The following is a 21,777-nucleotide window of genomic DNA, read 5'->3' on the forward strand; positions in this document are numbered from 1 at the left end:
ACTGCTCCCGGCCTCACAAGCCAATGAATCAGCTGTCATGAGCGTCAGCAATCGAAAAAGTCACAGACTCTCAGGGTGAGGGCTACTTTATTGTTTTAGGCTGAGAATTAGTTATCAGCCGCAATCAGGCGGCTTGGCGCATGGCGGCGCGGCGCTCGGTGAGATCGGCTTGCACCATGGCGACAAAACTCTCCATCGCCGCCGTGATGCGGTCCGCCGCCCCCGCCACCGCCGCGGACGCATTGGCGAGCTGACCGGCTTCCGCGTCGGTCCGCTCCGCCGTCACCGTCACCGCATGGACGTTCTGCGCCGCCTGCTGGCTGCGCGCCGCGGCCAAAGTGACGTTCTGGGCGATCTCGCGGGTCGCCTCGTCCTGTTGCGACACGGAGCCGGCGATCCCCAGGGTCATGTCGCGGATCTCCGCCACCTTGCCGTTGATTTCGCGGATGGCGTCGACCGCCGCGCCGGTGACGGCGTGCATCTCGCCGATCTGGACGACAATGTCGTCCACGGCGCGCCCGGTCTGCTCGGACAGGCCCTTGACCTCGTTGGCGACCACGGCGAAACCGCGCCCGGCCTCGCCAGCCCGCGCCGCCTCGATGGTGGCGTTGAGGGCGAGGAGGTTGGTGCGTCCCGATATGTTGCGGATCAGGTCGAGGATGGCGTCGATCTGCCGCGAGGAGTCCGCCAGGCCTTCCATGTTTCCGGTGGCGCCTTCGGCGGCGCTGGCGGCGGATTCGACCACCAGCCTGGCGCGCTCCGCCTGCCCGGCGATTTCGCGGATCGAGGCTTCGAGCTGCGCGGTGGCGGCGGCCACGGCCTGGGAATTGGCGGCGGCGCCGGTCGTGGCGGCGGCGGCGTTGTCGGCGTCGCCGCGCACGCTGGCCGCGCCGGCCGCCAGAGTGGTCGAAGCCGACCGCAGCGCGCCGGTCTGCCGGCTGAGTTCGCTCACCGAACCGGCGATGGCGCTCGAAAATTCTTTGACCTTGGCCTGCAAATCGTCCTGGCGCTGGATTTCCCGTTCACGCGTCGCGCGTTCGGATTGGGCGAGGCGGCGGCGGTCATGCTCGTTGGCGAGGAACACTTCGACGGAGCGGGCCATTTCGCCGATTTCGTCCTTGCGTGTACGGAACGGCGCGTGGTCGATCAGGTCGCCCCTCGCCATGCGGGTCATGGCGTCGCCGAGGGACACGATGGGCCGCACGATCAACCGGGCCACGCCGAAATAGGCGGCCAGCGTTCCGCCTATGGCGAGAAGGCCGAAAAAGGCCATGATGCCGGTGAACAGTCGGTCGCTGCGCGCCGCCTGCGCCTCGACCTCCTCGGTCAGGCGATTGGTGGCCGTCACCAGTTTGTCGACGGCGGCGCGATGTTCGCCATAGGCGGCCTTCAACTGCTGGAACGCCGCGTCCGCCTCCGCCCTGTCGCCGCGCGCGAGCGCGGGAATGTAGGAGTCGAAGGCGAGAGTCCAGAACCGCCGCGCCGGCGTGTCGGACTCTCGCAGCAGCATGTCGCGCACCGAGGGGTCGAGGTCCTGGCCGACCCAATAGTCGTGACGCTCGTCGTAATCCTTGCGCAACTGGATCAGCCGCTGCTTGTGGCCGTCGAGCCCGGCGACATCGTCGCGCGCCAGATTGACCTCGAGAAAGGCCTCGATGAGATATTCGGGCGGCGGCAGGATGTCGGCGACCAGGTCCTTGCCCTGGATCACTTTTTGGTAGACGGGGCCGCCGACTTTCAGCGCGCTGAGGCTGTAAAAGCTGGCCAAAGCGTTCAGGCCGCAGCCCAAGAGCATCACGCCCATGACAATCTTGGCGGCGAGCGACAGATTGATCGCAAATTTCTTCATGTCAGGCTTTCGGAAAGACGCTCATGAAACAAGGACCCAGCCCTGCTTAAACGCGTTCTCTTGCCCGAACCTGTTGGCTTTTACTTCGTTTCTGCTGAAAAAGGACCGTTCCGATGGCCATGGTTCGAGACGGCTGCTGCGCAGCCTCCTCACCATGATGGATTTCTTTATATGTAAAGTAGTGCTTGAGCCTGCCTTGGCGGGCGTCTTAAAGGGCGGCGCGGCCACGGGTCAGCGCCTGCTCGACGCCTTCGCGCTACCCCTCTTCCGGCAGATCGGAGGCGAAGGCGTCGGTCAGCGGCTCGTCGCCGAGCGGCTCCTCGTCGTCCATCAGGCCGGCGTCGTCGCGCGGCTGCGGCACGCCAAAGCCTTTGGGCAGGCGCCCGTCGAACAGGCCGGCGGCCTTGAGATCGTCGAGGCCGGGCAGGTCCGAAATCTGCTCCAGGCCGAAATGCAGCAGGAATTTTTCCGTCGTCCCATAGGTGACCGGGCGCCCCGGCGACTTGCGGCGGCCGCGCAGCCGCACCCAGCCGGTTTCGAGCAGCACGTCCATCGTGCCCTTTGAGAGCGCCACGCCCCTGATATCTTCGATTTCCGCGCGGGTGGCGGGCTGGTGATAGGCGATGATGGCCAAAGTCTCCATCGCCGCGCGCGAAAGCTTTTTCGGCTCGATCTGCTCGCGTTGCAGCGCCCAGGCGAGGTCCGGCGCGGTGCGGAAAAACCATTTTTTGCCGACGCGAACCAGATTCACCCCGCGTCCAAAATATTCGGCCTTGAGATAGGCCAGAATCTTTGGGAGGTCGGCGGTCTGGGGCAGGCGCTTGGCCATTTCCTCCTCGCCGAGCGGCTCCTGCGCCGCAAAAATCAGCGCCTCGCACAGCCGCATATGGGCGCGCTGCTCCTCGGTCGGCGCCTCACGCACGAGATGCGAGGCGGCGTCGGCGGCGCGAAGGTCGAAGACGGGGTCCTGGTCGGCCATGTCACTCAAAAGTAGCCCTCACCCTGAGGAGCCCGCGGCAGCGGGCGTCTCGAAGGGCGGGGGCGGTCCACGAAACTGGATCATTCCGCCGCGATCGCGGGCGGCGGCGGCTCGCCCTTGCGCCGCAGCCACAGCGGCCCGAACGTATGGTCCTGGCGCAGGTCGATGCGGCCCTCCTTCACCAGCTCCAAAGTCGCGGAAAAGGTCGAGGCGCGCACGGTGCGGGCCTGCGCCGGATTCGCCACCCATTGGATCAGATAATCGTCGAGCGCGGTCCATTCCAGCGCCATGCCCAGAATGCGCTCCAGCGCCTCGCGCGCCTCGGCCAGCGACCAGACCGTTCGGGTTTTGAGCAGCGACACGTTTGACAGCGCCTGCTTCTGCCGCTGCCGGGCGTAAGCCGAGAGCAGATCGTAGAGGCTGGCCTGGTAGACCGGCGCGTTGACCACATCCACGCCTTCCGGATTTCCGCGCGGAAAAATGTCGCGGCCCATATGCGGGCGCTCGCCCAAGAGTTCGGCGGCGGCGCGAATCTTTTGCAGGCGTTGCAGCCTATGGGCGAGGCTCGCGGCCAAAGAGGCGGCGTCGGGCTCCGCCGCCTTGGGCGGCGCCGGCAGCAGCAGCCGCGACTTCAGGTAGGCGAGCCAGGCGGCCATCACCAGATAATCGGCGGCCAGCTCCAGCCGCACCCGCCGCGCCTCCTCGACGAATTTCAGATATTGCTCGGCGAGCGCCAGCACGGAAATGCGCGCCAGATCGACTTTTTGGCGGCGGGCGAGCTCCAACAGCAGGTCGAGCGGACCTTCATAGCCGTCGAGATCGACGCGGAAGGCTTCCTCCTCGCGCCTGTCCTCGAAACTGTCGACCTGCCCGCCGTCCAACGTTTTTGCGCTCCATGGCCGCGAATCATTCAAGTCGAGGGTGGGCGAATTGAATGCAAGCCGCAAGCGCGGAAAAGTTTTGGCAAGCAAAGTCCACAGCAAAACCTTTTCGAATGACGCAAGCGGCGCTGTCGCTGCGTGAAAAAGACGATTATGGTCGCGCTGTGACCCAGAAACGCCCTCCCCGCCCCCAAAAACGCCCTGCCCGCCCACACGACGCCGCCGCTCTCGTCCTGATCGACGGCAAGGGCGCCAAAGCCCGCGTGCTGCTCGGCAAGCGCCATCCCGCGCTGAAATTCATGCCGGGCAAATATGTCTTTCCCGGCGGCCGGCTGGAGCGCGGCGACCGCGCCATGACCATCGCGGGGCCGCTGGATTCGCGCGACGAGAGCCGCTTGATGAAGGTGGCCGGCAAGGGCGAGGATTTTGCCCGCGCCTTGGCTTTGGCCGCCATTCGCGAATGTTTTGAGGAGACCGGGCTGGCGCTGGGCGTGTCGGGCTATGGCGGGCCGGCGCGCCCGCCCGCCTGCTGGCGCGCCTATGCCGCGCAAGAATTGCTGCCCGATTTGCAGGAGCTGCATTTTGCCGCGCGCGCGGTCACGCCGCCATTTTTGCCGCGCCGGTTTGATACGCGGTTCTTTATCGCCGACGCCAAACAGATTGCGGCGCGCGTCGAGGGCGTGTGCCATGCGGATGCGGAGCTGACCGAACTGGTCTGGGCGCCGCTCGACAAGGCCGACGCTTATGACATGCCTGACGTGACCCGCATGGTGCTGAAGGAGGTTCGGGCCAGATTGGACGCCGGCTTGAGCCGGTTTGCGCCGGTTCCGCATTTCCATCACAGTCGTGGCGTGTGGCGGCGTGATTTGCTGTAGTCATCTTCAACGGGCATAAAGCCCGCCATGTCCGCCTTCGACGCTCATACAAAAAAGTCGCTCGCCGCCGCCATCGCCTGCATTTCCATTGTCGGCATCGGCCTCTCCCTGGTGATTCCCCTGCTGGCGCTGCGGCTGGAGGCCGCCGGTTTCGCCGCCCATGACAATGGCGCGCAAATCGCCGTCTCCGGCCTCGCCACGCTGATCGGCGCGCCGCTCGCGCCGCTGCTCGCCCGCCGATTCGGGCTGCGCGTCCTGCTCGGCGCGGCCATCGCGCTCGCCGTCGCTTCGCTCGCCGCTTTTGCGCTGACCTTCGATTATCGCGCCTGGCTGGCGATCCGCTTCGCCTTCGGGCTCGCCTTGACCGTCGTCTTCGTGCTCAGCGAATTCTGGATCAGCGCCGCCGCGCCGCGCGGGCAGCGCGGGCTGGTGCTGGGCATTTACGCCACCTTTCTGGCCCTGGGCTTTGCCGCCGGCCCCGCCCTGCTCAGCGTCACCGGCGCGGAAGGCGCGCTTCCCTTCGCCGTCGCCGCCGCGATCACCGCCGCCGCCGGGCTGCCCGTGGTCTGGGCGGGCGAACCCGAAACCGGTTTCGACTCGCCCGGCCGGCCCAGGCTCGGGCCGATCTTCAAGGCCGCGCCGGTCGCGGTGACCACTGCGCTGCTGTTTGGCTGCATCGAGACCGGGTTGAATGGGCTGCTGCCGGTGTTCGGCCTGCGCTCCGGCTTTTCCCAGGCTTGGGCGACCTTCCAGCTCACTCTGTTCGCCCTGGGCAATGTGGTGTTTCCCGTGCCGATCGGCATGCTCGCCGACCGCACCGGCAAAATCCGTCTGCTCGTCTGGTTCAGCCTGATCGGCCTGTTCGGCGCGCTGATGCTGCCGGGACTCGCCGACAATCGCGCGGTTTACGCTTTCGGCCTGTTCCTCTGGGGCGGCGTCGTGGGCGGGTTGTACACGGTGGGGCTTGCGGCGCTGGCCGAGCGATTCCATGGCGAGAGGCTCGCCGCCGCCAATGCCGCTTATATCATGATGTATGCGCTGGGCATGATTCTGGGGCCGCCGCTGCTGGGCGTGGGTCTCGATTTCGCCCCGCGCGGCCTGTTCGACGCGCTGGGCGTCTGTTTCGTCGCCTATCTCGGATTGATCCTGTTTTTCCATGGGCCGTTCGCCCGAAAAACTTGACAAGATGAAGACGGCCGCTATGGTGCCGTCACGAATTCGGGCCGGAGCAATCCGGCCCCTTTGTTTCCAATGGCCTCGTCCGATCCGCTTCGCAGGATCGTATGCTGCGCCGGTTTGCAGGGTTGAAAACATGGCCAAGGCCGCCACGATCAAGATCAAGCTGCTGTCGACCGCCGACACCGGTTTCTTTTACGTCACCAAGAAGAACGCCCGCACCAAGACCGACAAGCTGGCGTTCAAGAAATACGATCCCGTCGCGCGCAAGCACGTCGAGTTCAAGGAAACCAAGATTAAGTAATCGGGTTTTCCGAACGCCAAAGCCGCCCTTGGGGCGGCTTTTTTGTTTTCGGCTCAGGCGACGATCGCCGCCGCGCGCGCGTCGGTCGCCTGCAGGACCGCGGCCGGCGCGAGCTTGAGCTGGAGGCCGCGCTGGCCGCCATTGACATAGACATAATCCTCCGCCGTCACCGAGGCTTCGACAAGGGTCGGCAATTTGCGCTTTTGCCCGAAAGGGCTGATGCCGCCGACCTTATAGCCGGTCAGTCGCTCGGCGTCGGGGATCGGCATCATCGCCGCGCTCTTGCCGCCCAGCGCCGCCGCGACCTTCTTCATGCTGGCCTCTTTCTCGGAGGGCAGGACGAGGCACGCGGCTTTGCCGTCGACCTTGACGATCAGGGTTTTCAGCACGCGGCTCGGCGGTTCGGCCAGCGCTTCGGCCGCCTGGAGCCCGATGCGCTCGGCGGCGGGATCATAGTCATAGCTGTGACGCGAGAAGGCGACGCCGAGGGATTTGAGGTAATGCGTGGCGGGCGTTTCCTGGGACATCACGACCTCTTTCTTTCCTGACCCACGGCCGGCGCGCGCCCCGGACCGAACATTCGGACGAATTCCACGAACTGGGACACGGGCAGAGCTCTCGACCACAAAAACCCCTGTCCAAACTGCGCGCCCATCGCGCGAAGCTGTTCCGCCTCCGCCTCCGTTTCCACGCCTTCAGCGACAATATCGACGCCCATTTCGCGCCCGATGACGATCAGGCCGCTCACCAGCGCGCGATGGGTGAGATCCGCATCCATGCCACAGACAAAAGACCGGTCGATCTTGATTTCGGCGACGGAGATGGTGGTGAGATGACTGAGCGCTCCGCTCCCCGTGCCAAAATCGTCGAGCGACAGGCTGAAGCCAAGCCGCGCGATTTCATCCAGCAGTTCTATGACGCCGATCTGACCTCGACCATAAATCGCATCCTCGGTGATTTCCAGGCGGATGAGGCTCGGCTCCAGGCCCTCGCCAATCATCAGCTTCAGTTTGGCCAGCAGCCTTTCCGGCGCCTTGAGAATGGCGCCGGACAGGTTGACTGACGTCGGTAGCGAAAGGGCGAAGCGGTCCCTCAGCTCGAGCAAGGCCTCGCGGTAGCGGTCGAGAACCAGTTCATCGAGGCTCATGCCGAAACCGCGATTCCCCGCCGCGGCAAAAATCTCGTCCAGGCCGTAGCTGGCCAGAATTTTTCCGGAAAACCGTGTCAGCGCCTCGGCGCCCGCGACCCGGCCGCTGCGCAGGTCGATTTTCGGCTGGAAGGACAAGGAAAGTTCGCCCGAGGCGATCGCCTCGCCGAGCGCGCGGACGATCTGCGTTTCTCTCTCGAAGGCGTCGGCAAAGCTGACGTCATAAGGCCTATGCCCGCCGCGCCGGGTCTTCTTCGCCTCGCGCTGGGCCAGGTCGGCGGCGGCGAGCAGGCCCGATCTGTCCGCGGCGTCCCTGGGAAAACTGGCGCTGCCGCCGGTGATCGAAATGAGCGGAAGGTCCGAATTCCTGCGCTGGATGTTTCGCAGCGCCGCCTTCACGGCGGAAAACACCTGGTTGGCGCTGGGGTGGCGGTGCGCTTGAACGGAGATCAAAGCGAACTCGTCGCCGCCCAGCCGCGCGGAGAAGCAGTTTTCACTCGCCAATATCGCCAATGCGCGTCCCACGGACGCCAGAACCGCGTCGCCGACATTGTGCCCCAGCGCGTCATTGATGTTCTTGAACAAGTCGACATCGAGCAGCGTGAGGGAGAATTCGGCCTTCGAGCTGATGAGTTCATCGAGCTTTTTCATGATGGCGGAGCGGTTGGGAAGGCCGGTCAAGCCATCGGTTCGGGCCAGTTCGGTCGCATTTTTGCGCGCGGATTCCAAAGCGGCGATCGTGCGCCGCTGGCCCTGGATGGCTTTGTCCCTTTCGTTCTGCAAACGAAGCATTTGCACGAATTGCCGCGCCGTGCCGACGCCGGTTGCGACAATGGCGGTGATGAAGACGGCGAAGGCGCCGCCGAAAGCAAACCACGGCATTGTCGTCATGAACGGCATCGCCGTCGCAATCGCCAGCGCAAAACCCGTCACCATGGAGCGGAAGATTCGCGGCGCAAAGCAGGTGGTGTTGGCGGCCGCGAGCAGTCCGGCGACGGACACGACCGTCAGCAGCAGGCGAAATCCATCCAGCGCTTCGGCCAAGGGCCATGTCGCCATCGCCAGGGAAAAGCCGACGCCGTAATAGATCGCTTCAACGCGGCGCAGCAGCCCTTGATCCGGCGCGCCGGACTCGCAGCTCGACGCCAGTCTGGCGACGGAGCGCGACGCCGCGAAGTCGGCGACAAGATGAGCGACGGTGACAAGAAATATACTCGTCATATCAAGCGATGCGCTCACCACGGCGGCAAGGCCGAATGCGAGTTTCGCCAGATAGGTGTTGGTCTTTTCGCGCTCGATGAACGCTTTTAGCGCACGTCGATAGATGAATGGGTCCGCTCTCGCCTCGGCCTCGACAGCCTTGAGCGACAAGCGCGTTGTTATCTCAGACATTATGGCGCATATCGGCCTTGGCGCAGTACGCCTGGCGAAGGCGCGAAAGCTTGACGGGATCTGGCTTGCGGCCAGGCGGAGCGCGGCCGATGGCGTCCATGGATGACGGCGACGGCGAACACTCGCGCGCGTCATGCCGTGCCCCTGGCGCGCGATTGTTCCGGGCGTTCGCGCCGCTCCGCGGGGGCTAACTTTCCGGCAGTTCGCCTTGCATCGCCGCATGGAGGACGCAGACGAGCCCGGCCATGACGACAGGATTCGACGCCGCCTCCGGTTTGCTCGAGATCACAGCAGGCCTCAACGTGACTCTGAACCTCAGGCTTCATCGATCGTCTCTCCGCTCGGTCGACATCCAAACGCGACACGGCTTCGCCACGCACCACCTCGGGTTGTATCACCGGATTGATTAATTTATGTTTTTCCGGGAGCGGTTTCGGCGGCGTCTTGTGCGGCGCGCGCGGTTGCCGTCGCCGCCGGAATGGCGAGGACAGTTGGGGCAGCGCTGGGGCAGCTGGGTCGCTTTTTTTCGCCAAACCTGTGCGTCGCTGAAGGACGGAAATCCGCCGGGAAGAGCCTGGGGCTTGGCGGAAATGTCGAAATGGTCACGGTTCTATGGCCGGGTCCGGCTCGAATGCGTCATTCGCAATCGATTATGAACGACGGCTTGGCGCTTGATCGCCGCCCTTCGCGCCAGCCCGAAACCGGCGGCCTCGCGATCCCTTGCCTTTGACGGTTCTACCGGTCGTGCTGGACTTCGGCGCGGCGACGAAGCTCGGTCGCTAGAGCCGCCTCGGCGGGAGCGCCAACGTCGAGCGCTGAAGCAATCGCCTCCAGAACGTCGGCGACCCTGGCGGCGCCCGAAAGATCAGGATTGGCGGTCTGCTCTTCGAGTTGGCTGACGATCACTTCAGCCAGGTCGAGAGCGGGGGGCGAACCGGCGCGAAGCGCCTCGCGCACAAGCGGCAGTCGGTAGAGCGCGAAAATGTCCGCTTCCACATTGCGCGAACAGATATCCTGCAATGCGAGGCGGATTTGCAGCGTCACGAGGTCCGGCGACAGGAAGCGGCTTTGTGGGAGTTCGACGCGCGCGAAGGCCTCGCTGTTCGCCGTATCGTGATAGATGTCGCGCCGGGCATAGTAGCGAGCGATCGAAGGCGCCAAGGGATCGCAGAGCCTGATGAGCGCCAGGGCGGTGGGGCCCATCGCCGGCGTGCAGTCGTCGAGATGCCAGATGCTGCGGCGCGGATCCCCGGCCGCGCCGAGAAAAGCCGTCAACAGCTCATCGAGCGCTCGCACCGCTTCGTCCGACCCGTCCGCGATCAGGATGTCACAAAACTCCGGTTCGGTGATCGCACTGCCGCGATGATGGAGCGACGGCAGCCAGCGGTCGTCCACCACGATCTCGTCGAAGTGATCCCGCACTTCGCGCGCCAGCTCGCGCAAGCCGGCGATGATGCGCGCCGGCTCTTTTGAGCCGATCGTGACATAGCCCCGCCTGATCTTCTCGGCGAGGCGGTTCACCTGCTTGACCTCCCTGTCCCAGCCTTCGGCATCCCTCACGATGCGATAGGCCACGGGGACCGGGGCGCAAGGATCGCCACCGGCTGACACGTCAGTTGAAGGCAGCTCGAATTCCAGCCGGAATTCATAGAGGTCGACAGCGAAGGCGCGGTCCTGCAAATGAATCAGCTCAAGTTCGGCAAGGCCGGGCGAAGGGACATACCGTTTGGAAAAGGGCCAGACGCGCGTTTCGGGATCGACCAGTTGGAACGTCTGGCCGACGCCGCCCTCCAGAGAGCATTCGCGAACAGTTCCGTCGCGCGACAGAACAGCAAACCGGTCGCGCGCGATCCAGGCCATCGAGTCCGCAGCAAGAGCAGCTTGCTCGCTCCACACGCGCAAGACGCCGGCGACGAAGGCGCGTTGCCGGTCGTCCAGTCGATCCCAGGGCATGGTGGTGAAAGGATTTTGGCGCAGGCGCGCTAGGCGCTGCGCCACTTCGGCGAACATAGGCGGAAACTGGACATGGAACGCGGGCGTGTAGGCCGGAAACTTCCGCGTTTCGAGCGGAGCGTAATAAGCGTCTTCCTTTCGCTTGTCCCAACTGGCGCGCCAAGCCTCGTCGCGGCCCGCGAAGCCCGCCTCGACGCCCGGAAAGACCAGTTCGATCTCCCTGCGAATCCGGGCGAGTTCGGCATCGTCGAAGGTGAGCGTGGTGACCGGAGGCAGCGTTGCGCCCTCCAGCCGCCGAAACGGAAAATCGCCTGCGAGCTTGGGCTCGCGACTTATGTTCCAGGCCTCCAGGCCGAAGGCGAGGTCAAGTGTCGGCTTGCAGCCCAGCAAGCTTCGCAGTCCGCCGACCAGCCCCTTCGCCTGCTTTTCTGGAACGACGATCGGATCATACCCTTGCAGGACGGCGTGGCGCCCGTCCGGGCTGATGGCCCGCACGGGAAACGACGTATAGACGCTCGGCTCGATCTGCTTGCGGATCACGTGCATGTCGAGTCGCTCCGCCTCGACGTCGATCACAGCCACGCCGACGCGGAAATCCGGAGCAGAGGACATGAGCGGCTTTTCGAAGCTCTTGTCATGAACCCATCGTGGACCGTTGGTGCTGAACTCGAAGGGGATCACAACCTTACCGTCCGCCCGGAATGTCGCCCGCGCGCCGCGGGTGAACTGCATGCGCCGAAGGCCGCTCGGTTCCTCAGACGCATATTTCAGACTGAAATGGTCTTCCCCGACCTCCCCATGCAGCGGGCCGTCTGAATAGGGAATAGAATCCCAAAAGGCGCCGGCTTTTCTCAAAGCGTCGCTGTCCCGGTAGATGAGTTGGAACGAGCCGTCGGGGCAGGTCTGGATCAGGTTGTATCGATCGGTTTGTTTGAGCGTCGTCAGGTCCACGGTCGCTATCAGGCCAGGCCTACAGGTGTAGGCGATCGCAATGTAATCTGCCTGGATGCTCAGCCGTCCGCGCCTGATTACATTGCGAGCGGCGAGGTCGACCAGCGCAATGCCCTGCTTGCGGGAGATGAGGAGGCATTGGTTGCCGCCGACCTTGGCGCAATCCATGATCCCGGCGTCCGCGAAGACGGCGAGTTTCTTTTCGTCACCGAAATCGTCACGAATGGCGACCGCGCTGCCGATGTTGCCGTCAATGGGGCGGATCAGGAAAGTCATCTCGAAAAACTCCGCGCGCGCGGTCTGCCCTGCCTTTTCTAAAGCGGCCTTTTACATTCAATCGTTTTACCTTTTCCTTGCGCAATCATCGTTGGAATGCTGGAGGAGGACGCCACACCATTGCAGCCGCCACTACCGTCTGCTTTTCACCCTATCCCTCCCGTTCGGCCAGCGACCGCAATCCGCCGTTTGCCGACACGGAGCCCGCAGAACTTCTGTGTTTTTTTTGGCGCCTCCTCGAACGCCCGCGAGAGTGGATTTTTGGGAAATTTCTATTTCTGGTTGAATTTTCGCCGCGCAAAATCGCGCAAAACAGCTTCATTTGTGAAACAAACGCGCGTTTTTTGATGAAAAGCGCGTGGTTTTCGTAGCTGCAGCTTGTGGGTTGTGGCGGCGGCGGTGAAGCGTGGACATAGTTTAAAGCTTCGGCTTTTTCGGCCGAATGACGCGGACTCGTTGTTTTTCCTGGACTTGTCACGCAGGCCTGGGCGCCGCCGATGTTTCACGTGAAAACAAAACGTGAACATTCTTTCGACACATTGACCGATTTGGCGCGTTTCACGGTTTTCACTTTTGGAAAAAACGCGCGCCAAACGGCGCTGCGCGCAAAATCTTTGGCGTTTCGCCTTCGGCTCGGCGTGGATGGACAATCCCCGGGTCAAGCCCGGGGACGGTCATGACGCTGGTGTTTGAACGGGCGCGGGCGCCTTACGGGATAAAACCCTCAAAAACGATCTGGTCGGCGCGCCTCAAAACCTCCTTTGCCTGTTCGGCGCTGCGCACCGTCCAGCTCATCACCGGCATTTTGGCGCAGGCGCGGGCGAGTTCGCAGGTCGGGTTGGGCAGGTCGGAACTGCGCCAGGACAAAAAGTCCGGCCGGGTTTCGCGGGCGTGGACGAAGCGGGCGAGGCGGTCCTTTTCCGCCGCCGTCAGATTTTCGAAATCGCCGTCGTCGTAATCGGCCTGCGCCACAATGCCGAGCGGCCATGGCGCATCTTTTTGCGCCCGCAAGACGGCGATCAGCGCCGGGTCAAAACTTTTGAGCGCGACGGGGCCGCGATGGTCCGCGAGCGCGGCGGCCATGGCGTGGGCCAGCGAGACGTCGCCGTCAAAATCGCTCTTGAGTTCGAGGATCAGCGGGCAGTCGGCGCCCTCGCGCAAAAACTCCGCGAGGGTCGGGATGCGCTCGCCGCCGCGCAGCCGCAAGGCCTGGGCCTGCGCGGTGTCCAGGTCGCGGAAAAACCCGGTTTCGCGGGTGAGGCGGTCGAGTTCGTCGTCATGGAAAACAAAAACGCCGCCGTCGCGCGACAGCCGGACATCGGCCTCGACGGCAAAACCCCGGGCCATGGCGGCGCGCAGGGCAAAAGTCGTGTTCTCCGGTCTTTGGGCGTCGTGCAGCCCGCGATGGGCGATCGGCCGCGCCGTCAGCCAGCCCGGGGCGTTGCGTTCAGTTGTGCGCATATTCTTGGCCGGAAACCGCGCACACTTTCCGGGAATATGCGCTCACGGCAAAATCTCGAAAATCGCCTCGACCTCGACGCAGGCGCCGAGCGGCAATTGCGCCACGCCGATGGTGGAGCGGGCGTGCTGGCCCTTTTCGCCGAGCGCGCCGCCGATCAGGTCGGAGGCCCCGTTCATCACCTGGGCGAGCCGGGTGTATTCCTCGGCGCCGCGAATAAAGCCGCCGAGACGCACGCAATGGCCGATGCGGTCGAGGTCTTCGATGGCGGCGCGGACCTGCGCCAGCACGTTGACCGCGCAGAGCGCCGCCGCCTGTTTGGCGACCGTCTCCTCGACCTCGGCGCCGACGCGGCCGATATGAGCGTCGCTCAGGGCGCCGTCCGCGCCGAACGGCAATTGCCCGGAGACGAATAGCAGCGCGCCGCTGCGCACGGTGGGGACATAATTCGCCACGGGCGCCGCCGGGGTCGGCAGGACGAATCCGAGATTGGCGAGGCGGCGTTCGACTTCGGAAGCGATCTGGCCCATGGGAGACTTTCCTGTGATTCCATTTGTGATTGGACTTGAGCGTAATTTCGCCAAAGATGGACGGCAATGACTTTCGCATCCGAGCCAATACAAAGATCATGAAGCTCTCAGGGAGAAGTTTATGCGTTTGACCGCCAGCCTGCTGCTGACTGTCCTTGCCTGCGGCGCGCCCGCCCTCGCCGCCGAAGCCCGAATCCCGCTCGCCAGCCATCGCGCGCTCTACGATTTGCGCCTGGGCGAGGCGACCGGCGGCAAAGCGCCCGCCAATGCCGAAGGCATGATCGCCTATCAATTCTCGTCGGATTGCGATTTCTACGCCCAATCGCTGCGCCAGGTGGTGGCCATGCAGCCGCAGGAGGGCAACCCCCAGCTCAGCGAGAGCCGCGTCAGCACCTATGAGGATGGGCGCGGCCAGGATTTCCGCTTCACCACCAATGAATCCGGCGCGCGGGGCGAGGAGGTCGAGGGCCGCGCCCAGCGCGCCAGCGACGGCGCGCTCGCCATCGCCCTGAGTTCGCCGCGGCCGCAGAAAATCAACGCCGATTCCGCCGTGCTGTTTCCGACCCAGCATGTCGCCAAACTGATCGACGCCGCGGAAAAGGGGCAGAAAATCCTGCTGGCGCGGGTGTTCGACGGCTCCGCCGACGGGCGCAAGATTTTTGACGTCACCGCGATCATCGGCCCGGCGCGCACGACGCCCGACGCCGACAGCGCCGCCAAGGCGGAAAAGCTGCGGGGCCTGCGCCGCTGGCCGGTGTCGCTGGCCTATTTCCCCGAAGACCGCCACGACGGCGCGCCGGATTACGTGCTGAACTACGATCTCTACGAGAATGGCGTGTCGACCCATCTGCGGCTCGACTATGGCGATTATTCGCTGGTCGGCGAGCTCACGCGGATCGAATTCCCCACGCCGACGCGCTGCCGCAAGTAAAAGACGTCACGCCGACGCGGCCCAGGCGCGGCCGCAGCCGGCGTCGGCGATGAAGGCCGCGACCTCGTCCTGCGGGATCGGGCGGCTGAACAGATAGCCCTGCACGACATTGCAGCCGAACTTGCGCAGCAGGTCGAATTGCTCGGAGGTTTCGACGCCTTCGGTCACGCAATGCAGGTTGAGGCTGCCGATCAGGGCGATCATGCTCTTGATGATGTCGCGGGCGACGCCATTGCCCTGCATTTCCTGGACGAAACTGCGGTCGATCTTGATCTTGTCGAGCGGCAGGCGGTGCACATAGGCGAGGCTTGAATAGCCGGTGCCGAAATCGTCGAGCGAGATTTTGACGCCGAGCCGCTTCAGCGTGGTCAGCGCCGCCTGGGCGCGCTCGAAATCGGTGAGCAGCGAGGTTTCGGTGACTTCGATGTCGATCCGCGCGGGGGCGACGCCGCTGGTCTCGATGATGGCGACGATCTGGCTGAGGGCGATCGGCGACAGCAGGTCGCGCACCGACAGGTTGAGGCTCACCCCGACCGTCTCGGGCCAGTTTTTCGCGGCCTTCAGCGCCTTGCGCAGCACGGTGCGGGTCAGGGCGTGGATGGTTTCGCTGCGCTCGGCCACGGGAACGAACTGGCTCGGCGGCACCGCGCCCAGTTCTGGCGACATCCAGCGCGCCAGCGCCTCGAAGGAGACGATGGACTGGTCGGCGGCGTCGAACAGCGGCTGGAATTCGAGCGTGATCTCCTCTTCGAGATCGGCGCGGCGCAGGCCCTGCTCGATGCGCGCCTTCAGCCGCATCTTGGTCTCGTGCTCGGAGGTGAACAGCACGGCCTCGCCGCGATGATGCTGCTTGCCGTGGTAGAGGGCGAAATCGGCGCGCTCGTAGAGCTGCTCGGCGTCCGCCGCATCCTGGGGGAAGCGCGCGAAGCCGATCGAGCAGGACATGCGGGCCTCAGCGCCGGCGATCCGCACCGGCGCCTTGAACGCCGCGCAGATGCGGGCGCCGAAGGCGAGGATTTCGGTCTGCGTCATGCGGGCGTTGACGACGACGCCGAATTCGTCGCCGCCCAGGCGCGCCACCGAGACGCTATCGGACTCGAACCGGCGCAGCCGCATGGCGCATTCGCACAGGACCTTGTCGCCCACGGCGTGGCCGTAGAGATCGTTGACCGGCTTGAAGCCGTCGAGATCGACAATGCCCATGAACACCTGCTCGCCCCCGGCGATTTCTCGGGACATCTGGGCGAAGAAGGCGCGGCGGTTGGCGAGGCCGGTCAGGCTGTCGGTGTTGGCGATCCGCCTATTGTCCTCGGCGAATTGCGCGGCGCAGGCCCGGGCCGCCACCAGGTCGTCGAAATCGCGTGACGACCCATTCACCGACAGGAACAGCGCCAGCACGACGACAAAGATGTTCACGCCGGCCAGGATGGCGCTGGCGTCGCCGCCGGTGATCAGCAGCCAGGCGAAACCCGGCAGGGTCAGGCCGCCGACCAGCAGCGCCGCCTTGGGCAATTGCGACAGGGCGAAAATCGTGAACATGCCGGTGAGCGCGACCGAATAGATCAGCGCCTCCCCCTGCCCCGGCCCGGCGTGGATGTAGAGCGCCATGGCCCAGGCGATGTAGAGAAAGGCCAGCGGCGCGGCGGCCAACTTGACACGGTACAGTATGCGGCCGGCCTCGGCCTCGACGATCGGCTGTCGGATCAGGCGACGCCAGGCGATGACGAGGCACAGGCCGAGACAAGCGAGCGCCAGCGGCGCGGAGACGGTGAGCGCCAGCGGCGCGGAAGAGAGGAAAATCGCGGCAAGCGTCAAGACGTTGCCGGCGATCGCCAGCGCGATCAGCGGCATTTGTCGAACCAGGGCGGCGAGGCGGGCGCAATCGCGTTCCGCGCACGGCGAAGACGAGCCGCAACCGGCGCCGGCATGCAGGGAAAACACCAACGGCATGAAAGCCCCAATCCCTCGCCAAGCGCATTCCGCCGACGATCGTTAAAATTTTTAGCCAAAACTCGTTAAGTACAAGTTACGCTAGGTAATCATGGGCGACCACAGCTTGGCCGAAACAATAAAACCTCCCGCCGGGGGCGGGAGGTCTGCTGTTCCTGCGCGCTTGGAGCCGCGTCTTGGCTCAGAGCGGAATGTTGTCGTGCTTCTTCCAGGGGTTCTCCAGCTTCTTGTGGCGCAGCATGGCGAGCGCGCGGGCGACGCGCTTGCGCGTGCCGAACGGCTGGATCACCTCGTCGATATAGCCGCGTTCGGCCGCGACGAAGGGCGAGAGGAAGCGGTCCTCATATTCCTTGGTGCGCTCGGCGATCTTTTCGGGATCGCCCATTTCCTGGCGGAAAATGATCTCGACCGCGCCCTTGGCGCCCATCACCGCGATCTGCGCGGTCGGCCAGGCATAGTTGATGTCGCCGCGCAAATGCTTGGACGCCATGACGTCATAGGCGCCGCCGAACGCTTTTCTGGTGATGACCGTGACCTTGGGAACGGTGGCCTCGGCATAGGCGAACAGCAGTTTGGCGCCGTGCTTGATCAGGCCGCCATATTCCTGCGCGGTGCCGGGCAGGAAGCCGGGCACGTCGACGAAAGTGACGATCGGAATGTTGAAGGCGTCGCAGAAGCGCACGAAACGCGCGGCCTTGCGCGAAGCGTCGGAATCAAGCACGCCCGCCAAAACCATCGGCTGGTTGCCGACGATGCCGACCGTGCGGCCATCGAGGCGGCCGAAGCCGACCACGATGTTTTTGGCGTGGGCTTCCTGGATTTCGAAGAAATCGCCCTCGTCGACCACCTTGGTGATCAACTCCTTCATGTCATAGGGCTTGTTCGGATTGTCCGGGATGATCGTGTTCAGCGACATGTCGTAGCGGTCGCAATCGTCGAAGGTCGGCCATTCCGGGACTTCGTCGGTGTTGGACGCCGGCAGGAAGTCGATCAGGCGGCGCATCTGCAGCAGCGCCTGGAGATCGTTGTCATAGGCCTTGTCGGCGATCGAGGATTTGGTGGCGTGCACCGAGGCGCCGCCCAACTCCTCAGCCGTCACCGTCTCGTTGGTGACGGTCTTGACCACATCCGGGCCGGTCACGAACATGTAGGACGTGTCCTTGACCATGAAGATGAAGTCGGTCATCGCCGGCGAATAGACGTCGCCGCCCGCGCACGGCCCCATGATCACCGAAATCTGCGGGATCACGCCGGAGGCCAGCACATTGCGCTGGAACACCTCGCCATAGCCGCCGAGCGCCGCCACGCCTTCCTGGATGCGGGCGCCGCCGGCGTCGAACAGGCCGATGATCGGGGCGCGGTTGCGCAGCGCCATGTCCTGGATCTTGGTGATCTTTTGCGCATGCGTCTCGGACAGCGAGCCGCCGAGCACGGTGAAATCCTTGGCGAAGACATAGACGACGCGGCCATTGATCGTGCCCCAGCCGACGACGACGCCGTCGCCGGGGATTTTTTCGCCCTGGTCCATGCCGAAGTCCACGCAGCGGTGCTGCACGAACATGTCGAATTCCTCGAAAGAGCCGTGATCGAGGAGCAGTTCGATGCGCTCGCGGGCGGTGAGCTTGCCGCGCTTGTGCTGCGCGTCGATGCGTCGCTGGCCGCCGCCGAGGCGGGCCGCCTGACGGCGTTCGTCGAGGATTTCGAGAATGTGTTTCATGAGGCCATTCCGGTCTTGGCGACATCCTGCCGCAGAAGGAGAAAATCGAGCGGGGGTTTAGCACGGGTCGCCGGGCGCCGGAACAGGCAAGATGACGCTTGGATGAAAGCCTTTTGGCTAATGCCGCGCCCTTTTTCAGGCTTTGGCGAGAAATCCGCGCTAGCCTGGCGCGATGACGCCTTCCTTGACCGATCGAAGCCCACCGCCCGCCTCGCCATCGTCCGCTCCGGCCGCAAGCCTTTGGCGCCTGCCTGCGGCTTTGGCGGTCGGCGCGCTGCTGATCGGCCTGGGGCTGCGCTTTGCGGCGCGCGCCCATGTCACCTCCGACGCCGCCGCCTATCTCTCCTGGTACGCCTTCGCGCGCGAGCATGGGTTCGCCGGCCTGCGCGAGGCCTTCACCGATTACGCGCCATTCTACAGCTATCTCCTGCTGATCGCGGCCCAATTCGACGCCCTCGCGCAGCCGCTCACCCTGATCAAGAGCATTTCGGCGGTGTTCGAACTCGGCTGCGCGGCGGTTCTGGCGCGGATCGTCTGGGACGCGACGGGCAAGCCGATGCGGGCGGCGGCCACCTTTTGCGCCGCTTGGCTGGCTCCCACCGTGCTCGTCAACGGCGCGGTGATCGGCCAGATCGATTCGCTCTGGACTTTCTTCATCCTCGCCGCGATCGCGCTGTTCCTGCGCGGACGCAACGGGACGCCGCTGTTCGCGGTGGCGGTTGCGGCCAAGCTGCAAGGCGTCTTTCTCGGGCCATTCGTCTTCGGCCTGATGCTGCGCCGGCGGGTGCATTGGGGCTGGCTGGCCGCGCTCCCGGCCGCATACCTGCTGCTGGCCCTGCCCGTCCTGGTCGCCGGACGGCCGCTCGCCTCGGTGTTTTCAGTCTATCGGGGACAGGCCGGGCTGTTCGACCTGCTCACCATGAACGCCGCAAACCTCTGGCTATTCGCCAGCAACACCCCCTACGGGCTTGGAGTCGCCATCGGGCTGGCGCTGGCCGCCCTGGCGGGACTGGCCCTATCGATCTTCATCGCCCGCGCGGACCGCGACGCGCCGGAATTCCTGCTGCTCGCCGCCTGCCTGTCGCTGCTGCTCATGCCCTTTCTGCTGCCGAAGATGCATGACCGTTATTTCTACGCCTTCGAACTGGGGTCGATCGCGCTGGCCGGGCTCAACCCGCGCTATCTCGCGGTCGCGGTCATGGCGCAGGCCAATGGCGTGCTGGCGCTGCTCGGCTTCGTCGCCGGCGACCATGTGATGGGCCTGTTGCCAGCGGCGCTCTGCAATCTGCTGCTGATCGGCTTTTTGGCAGCCGATCTGACGCCGGGCGCGCGCGGTTTCCGCTGGGTTTGGTGGACCTGGCTCGCCTATGCGGGCGCGCTCGCCGGGCTGTTCGCCGCGGTCATGCTGGCGCCGCCGGGTTGGACCGTGTCGCCGACGCTCATGGCCACGAGCATCCTGACGGTGGTCACGGCGCTGATCTTGCTGCGGGAATCGCGAGCCTAGCCGGGAACAGGAACGCATTGCGCCCCTAAAACGATCCTCTCAGGGGTCAGCTCGCGCGCAACGTGATCCAGTCCCCTCGCCTGCTCACGCCCGCGCGGTCTGCGCCAGCAGATCGAAGGCCAGCAACGTGAACGCCCGCTTGTCCAAATTGAACACGGCGAGGTCCCGCGCTTCGCGTTCGAGTTGCTCCCAGGCCTGGGCATAGGGCGCGACGGCGCGCGGCCCAAGATCGCGTTTTTGGCGCAGACCGGCGCTGAGCCAGCCGAAACAGGCGGCGAGCAGGGCGTCGAGCGCCGTCTCGTCGCCGGCGGCGCTGTCGGCGATGCCGTGGATCAAAGGCCAGTTGATCTGCGGAAGCATGGCGAGCGCCCGGTTGACCTGGGCGTCGAATTTCGCGTCCACGGCGGACAACAGCCGCAAAGCTTCGCGCGGCGCGCCTTCGGCTCGGGCGCAGGCGGCGTCAAGCGCGGAGTCCTCGGGGTTGAGCCCGGCCGCAGCCAAAGCCGCGCGAGCAGCGGCCCGCAGATCGGCGTCGGCGAGCGGTTGCAGCATCACCCTACGGCAGCGCGAGCGAATCGTCGGCAGGATGCGGCCGGGCTGGTGGGCGACCAGCAGGAACAGGCTGCGCGGCGGCGGCTCCTCGATCATCTTGAGCAGCGCATTGGCGCTGGCGGCGTTGAGGTCGTCGGCGGAATCGACGATCGCCATGCGCCAGCCGCCCCCGCCCGCCGCCTGCTCGAACAGATGCAGCATTTTGCGAACATCCTCGACGGCGATGCGGGTGAAGAACTTCTTGGTCTTCTCGTTGAACCCACGCCGCAGCAGCGCGAGGTCGCCAAACGCCATCGACGAGATTTTGCGCGCGACCGGATGCGCAGGATCGACCGAAAGGTCTTGGGCGGACAAAACCTCGGGGGTTGTGGGGTCGGGATAGGCGGCGAGGAAGCGCGCCATGCGCCAGGCCAGCGTCGCCTTGCCAATGCCCAGGGGGCCGCCGAGAATGAACGCCTGCGGCATCCGGTTGGCGCGAAAGGCTTCGAGGAAATCGGCTTCGACCTTGCGATGCCCGAACAAAACGTGGGTGTCGCGCGGGTGCGGCGCCGGCTCGAACCGATCGCTTTCCGGCGCCGAATCCCCCTTCACGAAACGCCCTCGACAGCCTCGTGCTCACGCCGGCGGAATTTTTCGGCCATGGCCTCCCAGATCGAAGCCGCCACGGCGTCCTGAGGGCGGTCGGCGTCGATCACGCGGCACCGCTCGGGATCGGCCCGGGCGATGGTCAGAAATCGTTCGCGCAGCAGCCAATGGAAAGCGAGGTTTTCGCCCTCGAACCGATCGGCATTGTCCGCGCCGCGCCGCGCCCGCGCGCGCTCCAAACCGATTTCAGGAGGAATGTCGAGAATGAAGGTCAGGTCGGGCCGGCAATTGGCGACGGCCGCGTTTTCCAGCGCGGCCATGACCTTCTCGTCGACGTCGCCGCGCGCGCCCTGATAGGCGCGGGTCGAATCGGCGAACCGGTCGCAGAGCACGACGGCGCCGCGCGCCAGCGCCGGGGCGATGAGCCGGTCGATATGGTCGATGCGGGCGGCGGAAAACAGCACGGCCTCGCCGAGCGGGCCGAATTTCTTCGCCCGCCCGCTCAGGATGACATCGCGCAGGCGCTCGGCGAGTTCGGTGCCGCCGGGCTCGCGGGTCGTCACCAGTTCGCGCGCGTAATCGCGCAGACGCCCGGCGAGCAGGCGGATCTGGGTCGATTTGCCCGCGCCCTCGCCGCCTTCGAAGGTGATGAAAAGCCCCTTGCCCAAACCGAACGCCCTGCGCCTTGCCAAAGCTGAATTTCCGAAAGCGGGGTTTCCCCGCCTTTGGGATCATGCTCTAAACCGATCAATCTCCATAACGCGAA

At 65.0% G+C, this 21,777-nt stretch carries 17 protein-coding genes; 5 read left to right on the forward strand and 12 right to left on the reverse strand.

The genetic code is table 11. From position 1 onward, the window contains the following. Positions 1 to 124: 124 nt before the first annotated feature. From M2320_RS14030 to M2320_RS14040, 3 genes are all read right to left on the reverse strand, one after another. Positions 125 to 1,849, reverse strand: a complete 1,725-nt coding sequence (locus tag M2320_RS14030) for a methyl-accepting chemotaxis protein (RefSeq protein WP_264597819.1) — start codon at positions 1,847 to 1,849, stop codon at positions 125 to 127. Positions 1,850 to 2,105: 256 nt separating this feature from the next. Further along, on the reverse strand, positions 2,106 to 2,828 hold the full coding sequence (gene scpB / locus M2320_RS14035; protein WP_319801440.1) for an SMC-Scp complex subunit ScpB: 723 nt from the start codon (positions 2,826 to 2,828) through the stop codon (positions 2,106 to 2,108). 80 nt (positions 2,829 to 2,908) lie between these two features. Next, positions 2,909 to 3,709 (reverse strand): segregation and condensation protein A, encoded by an 801-nt coding sequence (locus M2320_RS14040; RefSeq protein WP_264597820.1) that lies wholly within the window; start codon positions 3,707 to 3,709, stop codon positions 2,909 to 2,911. Between the two features lie 113 nt (positions 3,710 to 3,822). Here M2320_RS14040 and M2320_RS14045 point away from each other — a divergent pair, with 113 nt between their 5' ends. The 3 genes from M2320_RS14045 (at position 3,823) to rpmG (ending at position 6,064) form a co-directional block, all read left to right on the forward strand. Then, entirely contained in the window at positions 3,823 to 4,584 is a 762-nt protein-coding gene (locus tag M2320_RS14045) for an NUDIX hydrolase (protein ID WP_264597821.1), read from the forward strand. Between the two features lie 27 nt (positions 4,585 to 4,611). Continuing rightward, positions 4,612 to 5,766: an MFS transporter gene (locus M2320_RS14050; protein ID WP_184427607.1), complete on the forward strand. Its 1,155-nt coding sequence runs from the start codon at positions 4,612 to 4,614 to the stop codon at positions 5,764 to 5,766. A 130-nt stretch (positions 5,767 to 5,896) separates the two neighbouring features. After that, on the forward strand, positions 5,897 to 6,064 hold the full coding sequence (gene rpmG / locus M2320_RS14055; protein WP_104506871.1) for a 50S ribosomal protein L33: 168 nt from the start codon (positions 5,897 to 5,899) through the stop codon (positions 6,062 to 6,064). Between the two features lie 53 nt (positions 6,065 to 6,117). Here the strand turns inward: rpmG and ybaK are convergent, their stop codons facing one another. From ybaK to M2320_RS14080, 5 genes are all read right to left on the reverse strand, one after another. After that, positions 6,118 to 6,591: a Cys-tRNA(Pro) deacylase gene (gene ybaK, locus M2320_RS14060; protein ID WP_264597822.1), complete on the reverse strand. Its 474-nt coding sequence runs from the start codon at positions 6,589 to 6,591 to the stop codon at positions 6,118 to 6,120. Beyond that, positions 6,591 to 8,603 carry a putative bifunctional diguanylate cyclase/phosphodiesterase gene (locus M2320_RS14065; RefSeq protein WP_264597823.1) on the reverse strand — a complete coding sequence of 671 codons (2,013 nt, stop codon included), beginning with the start codon at positions 8,601 to 8,603 and terminating at the stop codon, positions 6,591 to 6,593. The genes ybaK and M2320_RS14065 overlap by 1 nt, the downstream gene beginning before the upstream one ends. Positions 8,604 to 9,338: 735 nt before the next feature. Further along, positions 9,339 to 11,783 carry a hypothetical protein gene (locus M2320_RS14070; RefSeq protein ID WP_264597824.1) on the reverse strand — a complete coding sequence of 815 codons (2,445 nt, stop codon included), beginning with the start codon at positions 11,781 to 11,783 and terminating at the stop codon, positions 9,339 to 9,341. 708 nt (positions 11,784 to 12,491) lie between these two features. After that, on the reverse strand, positions 12,492 to 13,244 hold the full coding sequence (locus M2320_RS14075) for a glycerophosphodiester phosphodiesterase family protein (RefSeq protein WP_264597825.1): 753 nt from the start codon (positions 13,242 to 13,244) through the stop codon (positions 12,492 to 12,494). A 42-nt stretch (positions 13,245 to 13,286) separates the two neighbouring features. Then, a complete protein-coding gene (locus M2320_RS14080; RefSeq protein WP_184427601.1) occupies positions 13,287 to 13,772 on the reverse strand; it encodes a RidA family protein in 486 nt (161 codons plus the stop codon). Between the two features lie 121 nt (positions 13,773 to 13,893). Between M2320_RS14080 and M2320_RS14085 the strand changes: the two genes are divergently transcribed. Beyond that, a complete protein-coding gene (locus tag M2320_RS14085; RefSeq protein ID WP_264597826.1) occupies positions 13,894 to 14,703 on the forward strand; it encodes a cell envelope integrity EipB family protein in 810 nt (269 codons plus the stop codon). Between the two features lie 6 nt (positions 14,704 to 14,709). On the opposite strand, the gene M2320_RS14090 is transcribed toward M2320_RS14085, so the two are convergent. Further along, entirely contained in the window at positions 14,710 to 16,653 is a 1,944-nt protein-coding gene (locus M2320_RS14090; protein ID WP_264597827.1) for a putative bifunctional diguanylate cyclase/phosphodiesterase, read from the reverse strand. Positions 16,654 to 16,834: 181 nt separating this feature from the next. Continuing rightward, positions 16,835 to 18,370: an acyl-CoA carboxylase subunit beta gene (locus tag M2320_RS14095; RefSeq protein WP_184427598.1), complete on the reverse strand. Its 1,536-nt coding sequence runs from the start codon at positions 18,368 to 18,370 to the stop codon at positions 16,835 to 16,837. Positions 18,371 to 18,554: 184 nt separating this feature from the next. Here M2320_RS14095 and M2320_RS14100 point away from each other — a divergent pair, with 184 nt between their 5' ends. Then, positions 18,555 to 19,874, forward strand: a complete 1,320-nt coding sequence (locus M2320_RS14100) for a hypothetical protein (RefSeq protein ID WP_264597828.1) — start codon at positions 18,555 to 18,557, stop codon at positions 19,872 to 19,874. A gap of 84 nt (positions 19,875 to 19,958) precedes the next feature. On the opposite strand, the gene M2320_RS14105 is transcribed toward M2320_RS14100, so the two are convergent. Continuing rightward, the gene (locus tag M2320_RS14105; RefSeq protein WP_264597829.1) at positions 19,959 to 21,017 is read right to left on the reverse strand and encodes a DNA polymerase III subunit delta'; all 1,059 of its coding nucleotides are present in this window, start codon (positions 21,015 to 21,017) and stop codon (positions 19,959 to 19,961) included. Beyond that, positions 21,014 to 21,679, reverse strand: a complete 666-nt coding sequence (gene tmk / locus M2320_RS14110) for a dTMP kinase (protein WP_264597830.1) — start codon at positions 21,677 to 21,679, stop codon at positions 21,014 to 21,016. The genes M2320_RS14105 and tmk overlap by 4 nt, the downstream gene beginning before the upstream one ends. Positions 21,680 to 21,777: the final 98 nt, after the last annotated feature.

This window comes from Rhodoblastus acidophilus, assembly GCF_025961575.1.
In the GTDB taxonomy this organism is placed as follows: domain Bacteria; phylum Pseudomonadota; class Alphaproteobacteria; order Rhizobiales; family Beijerinckiaceae; genus Rhodoblastus; species Rhodoblastus acidophilus_C.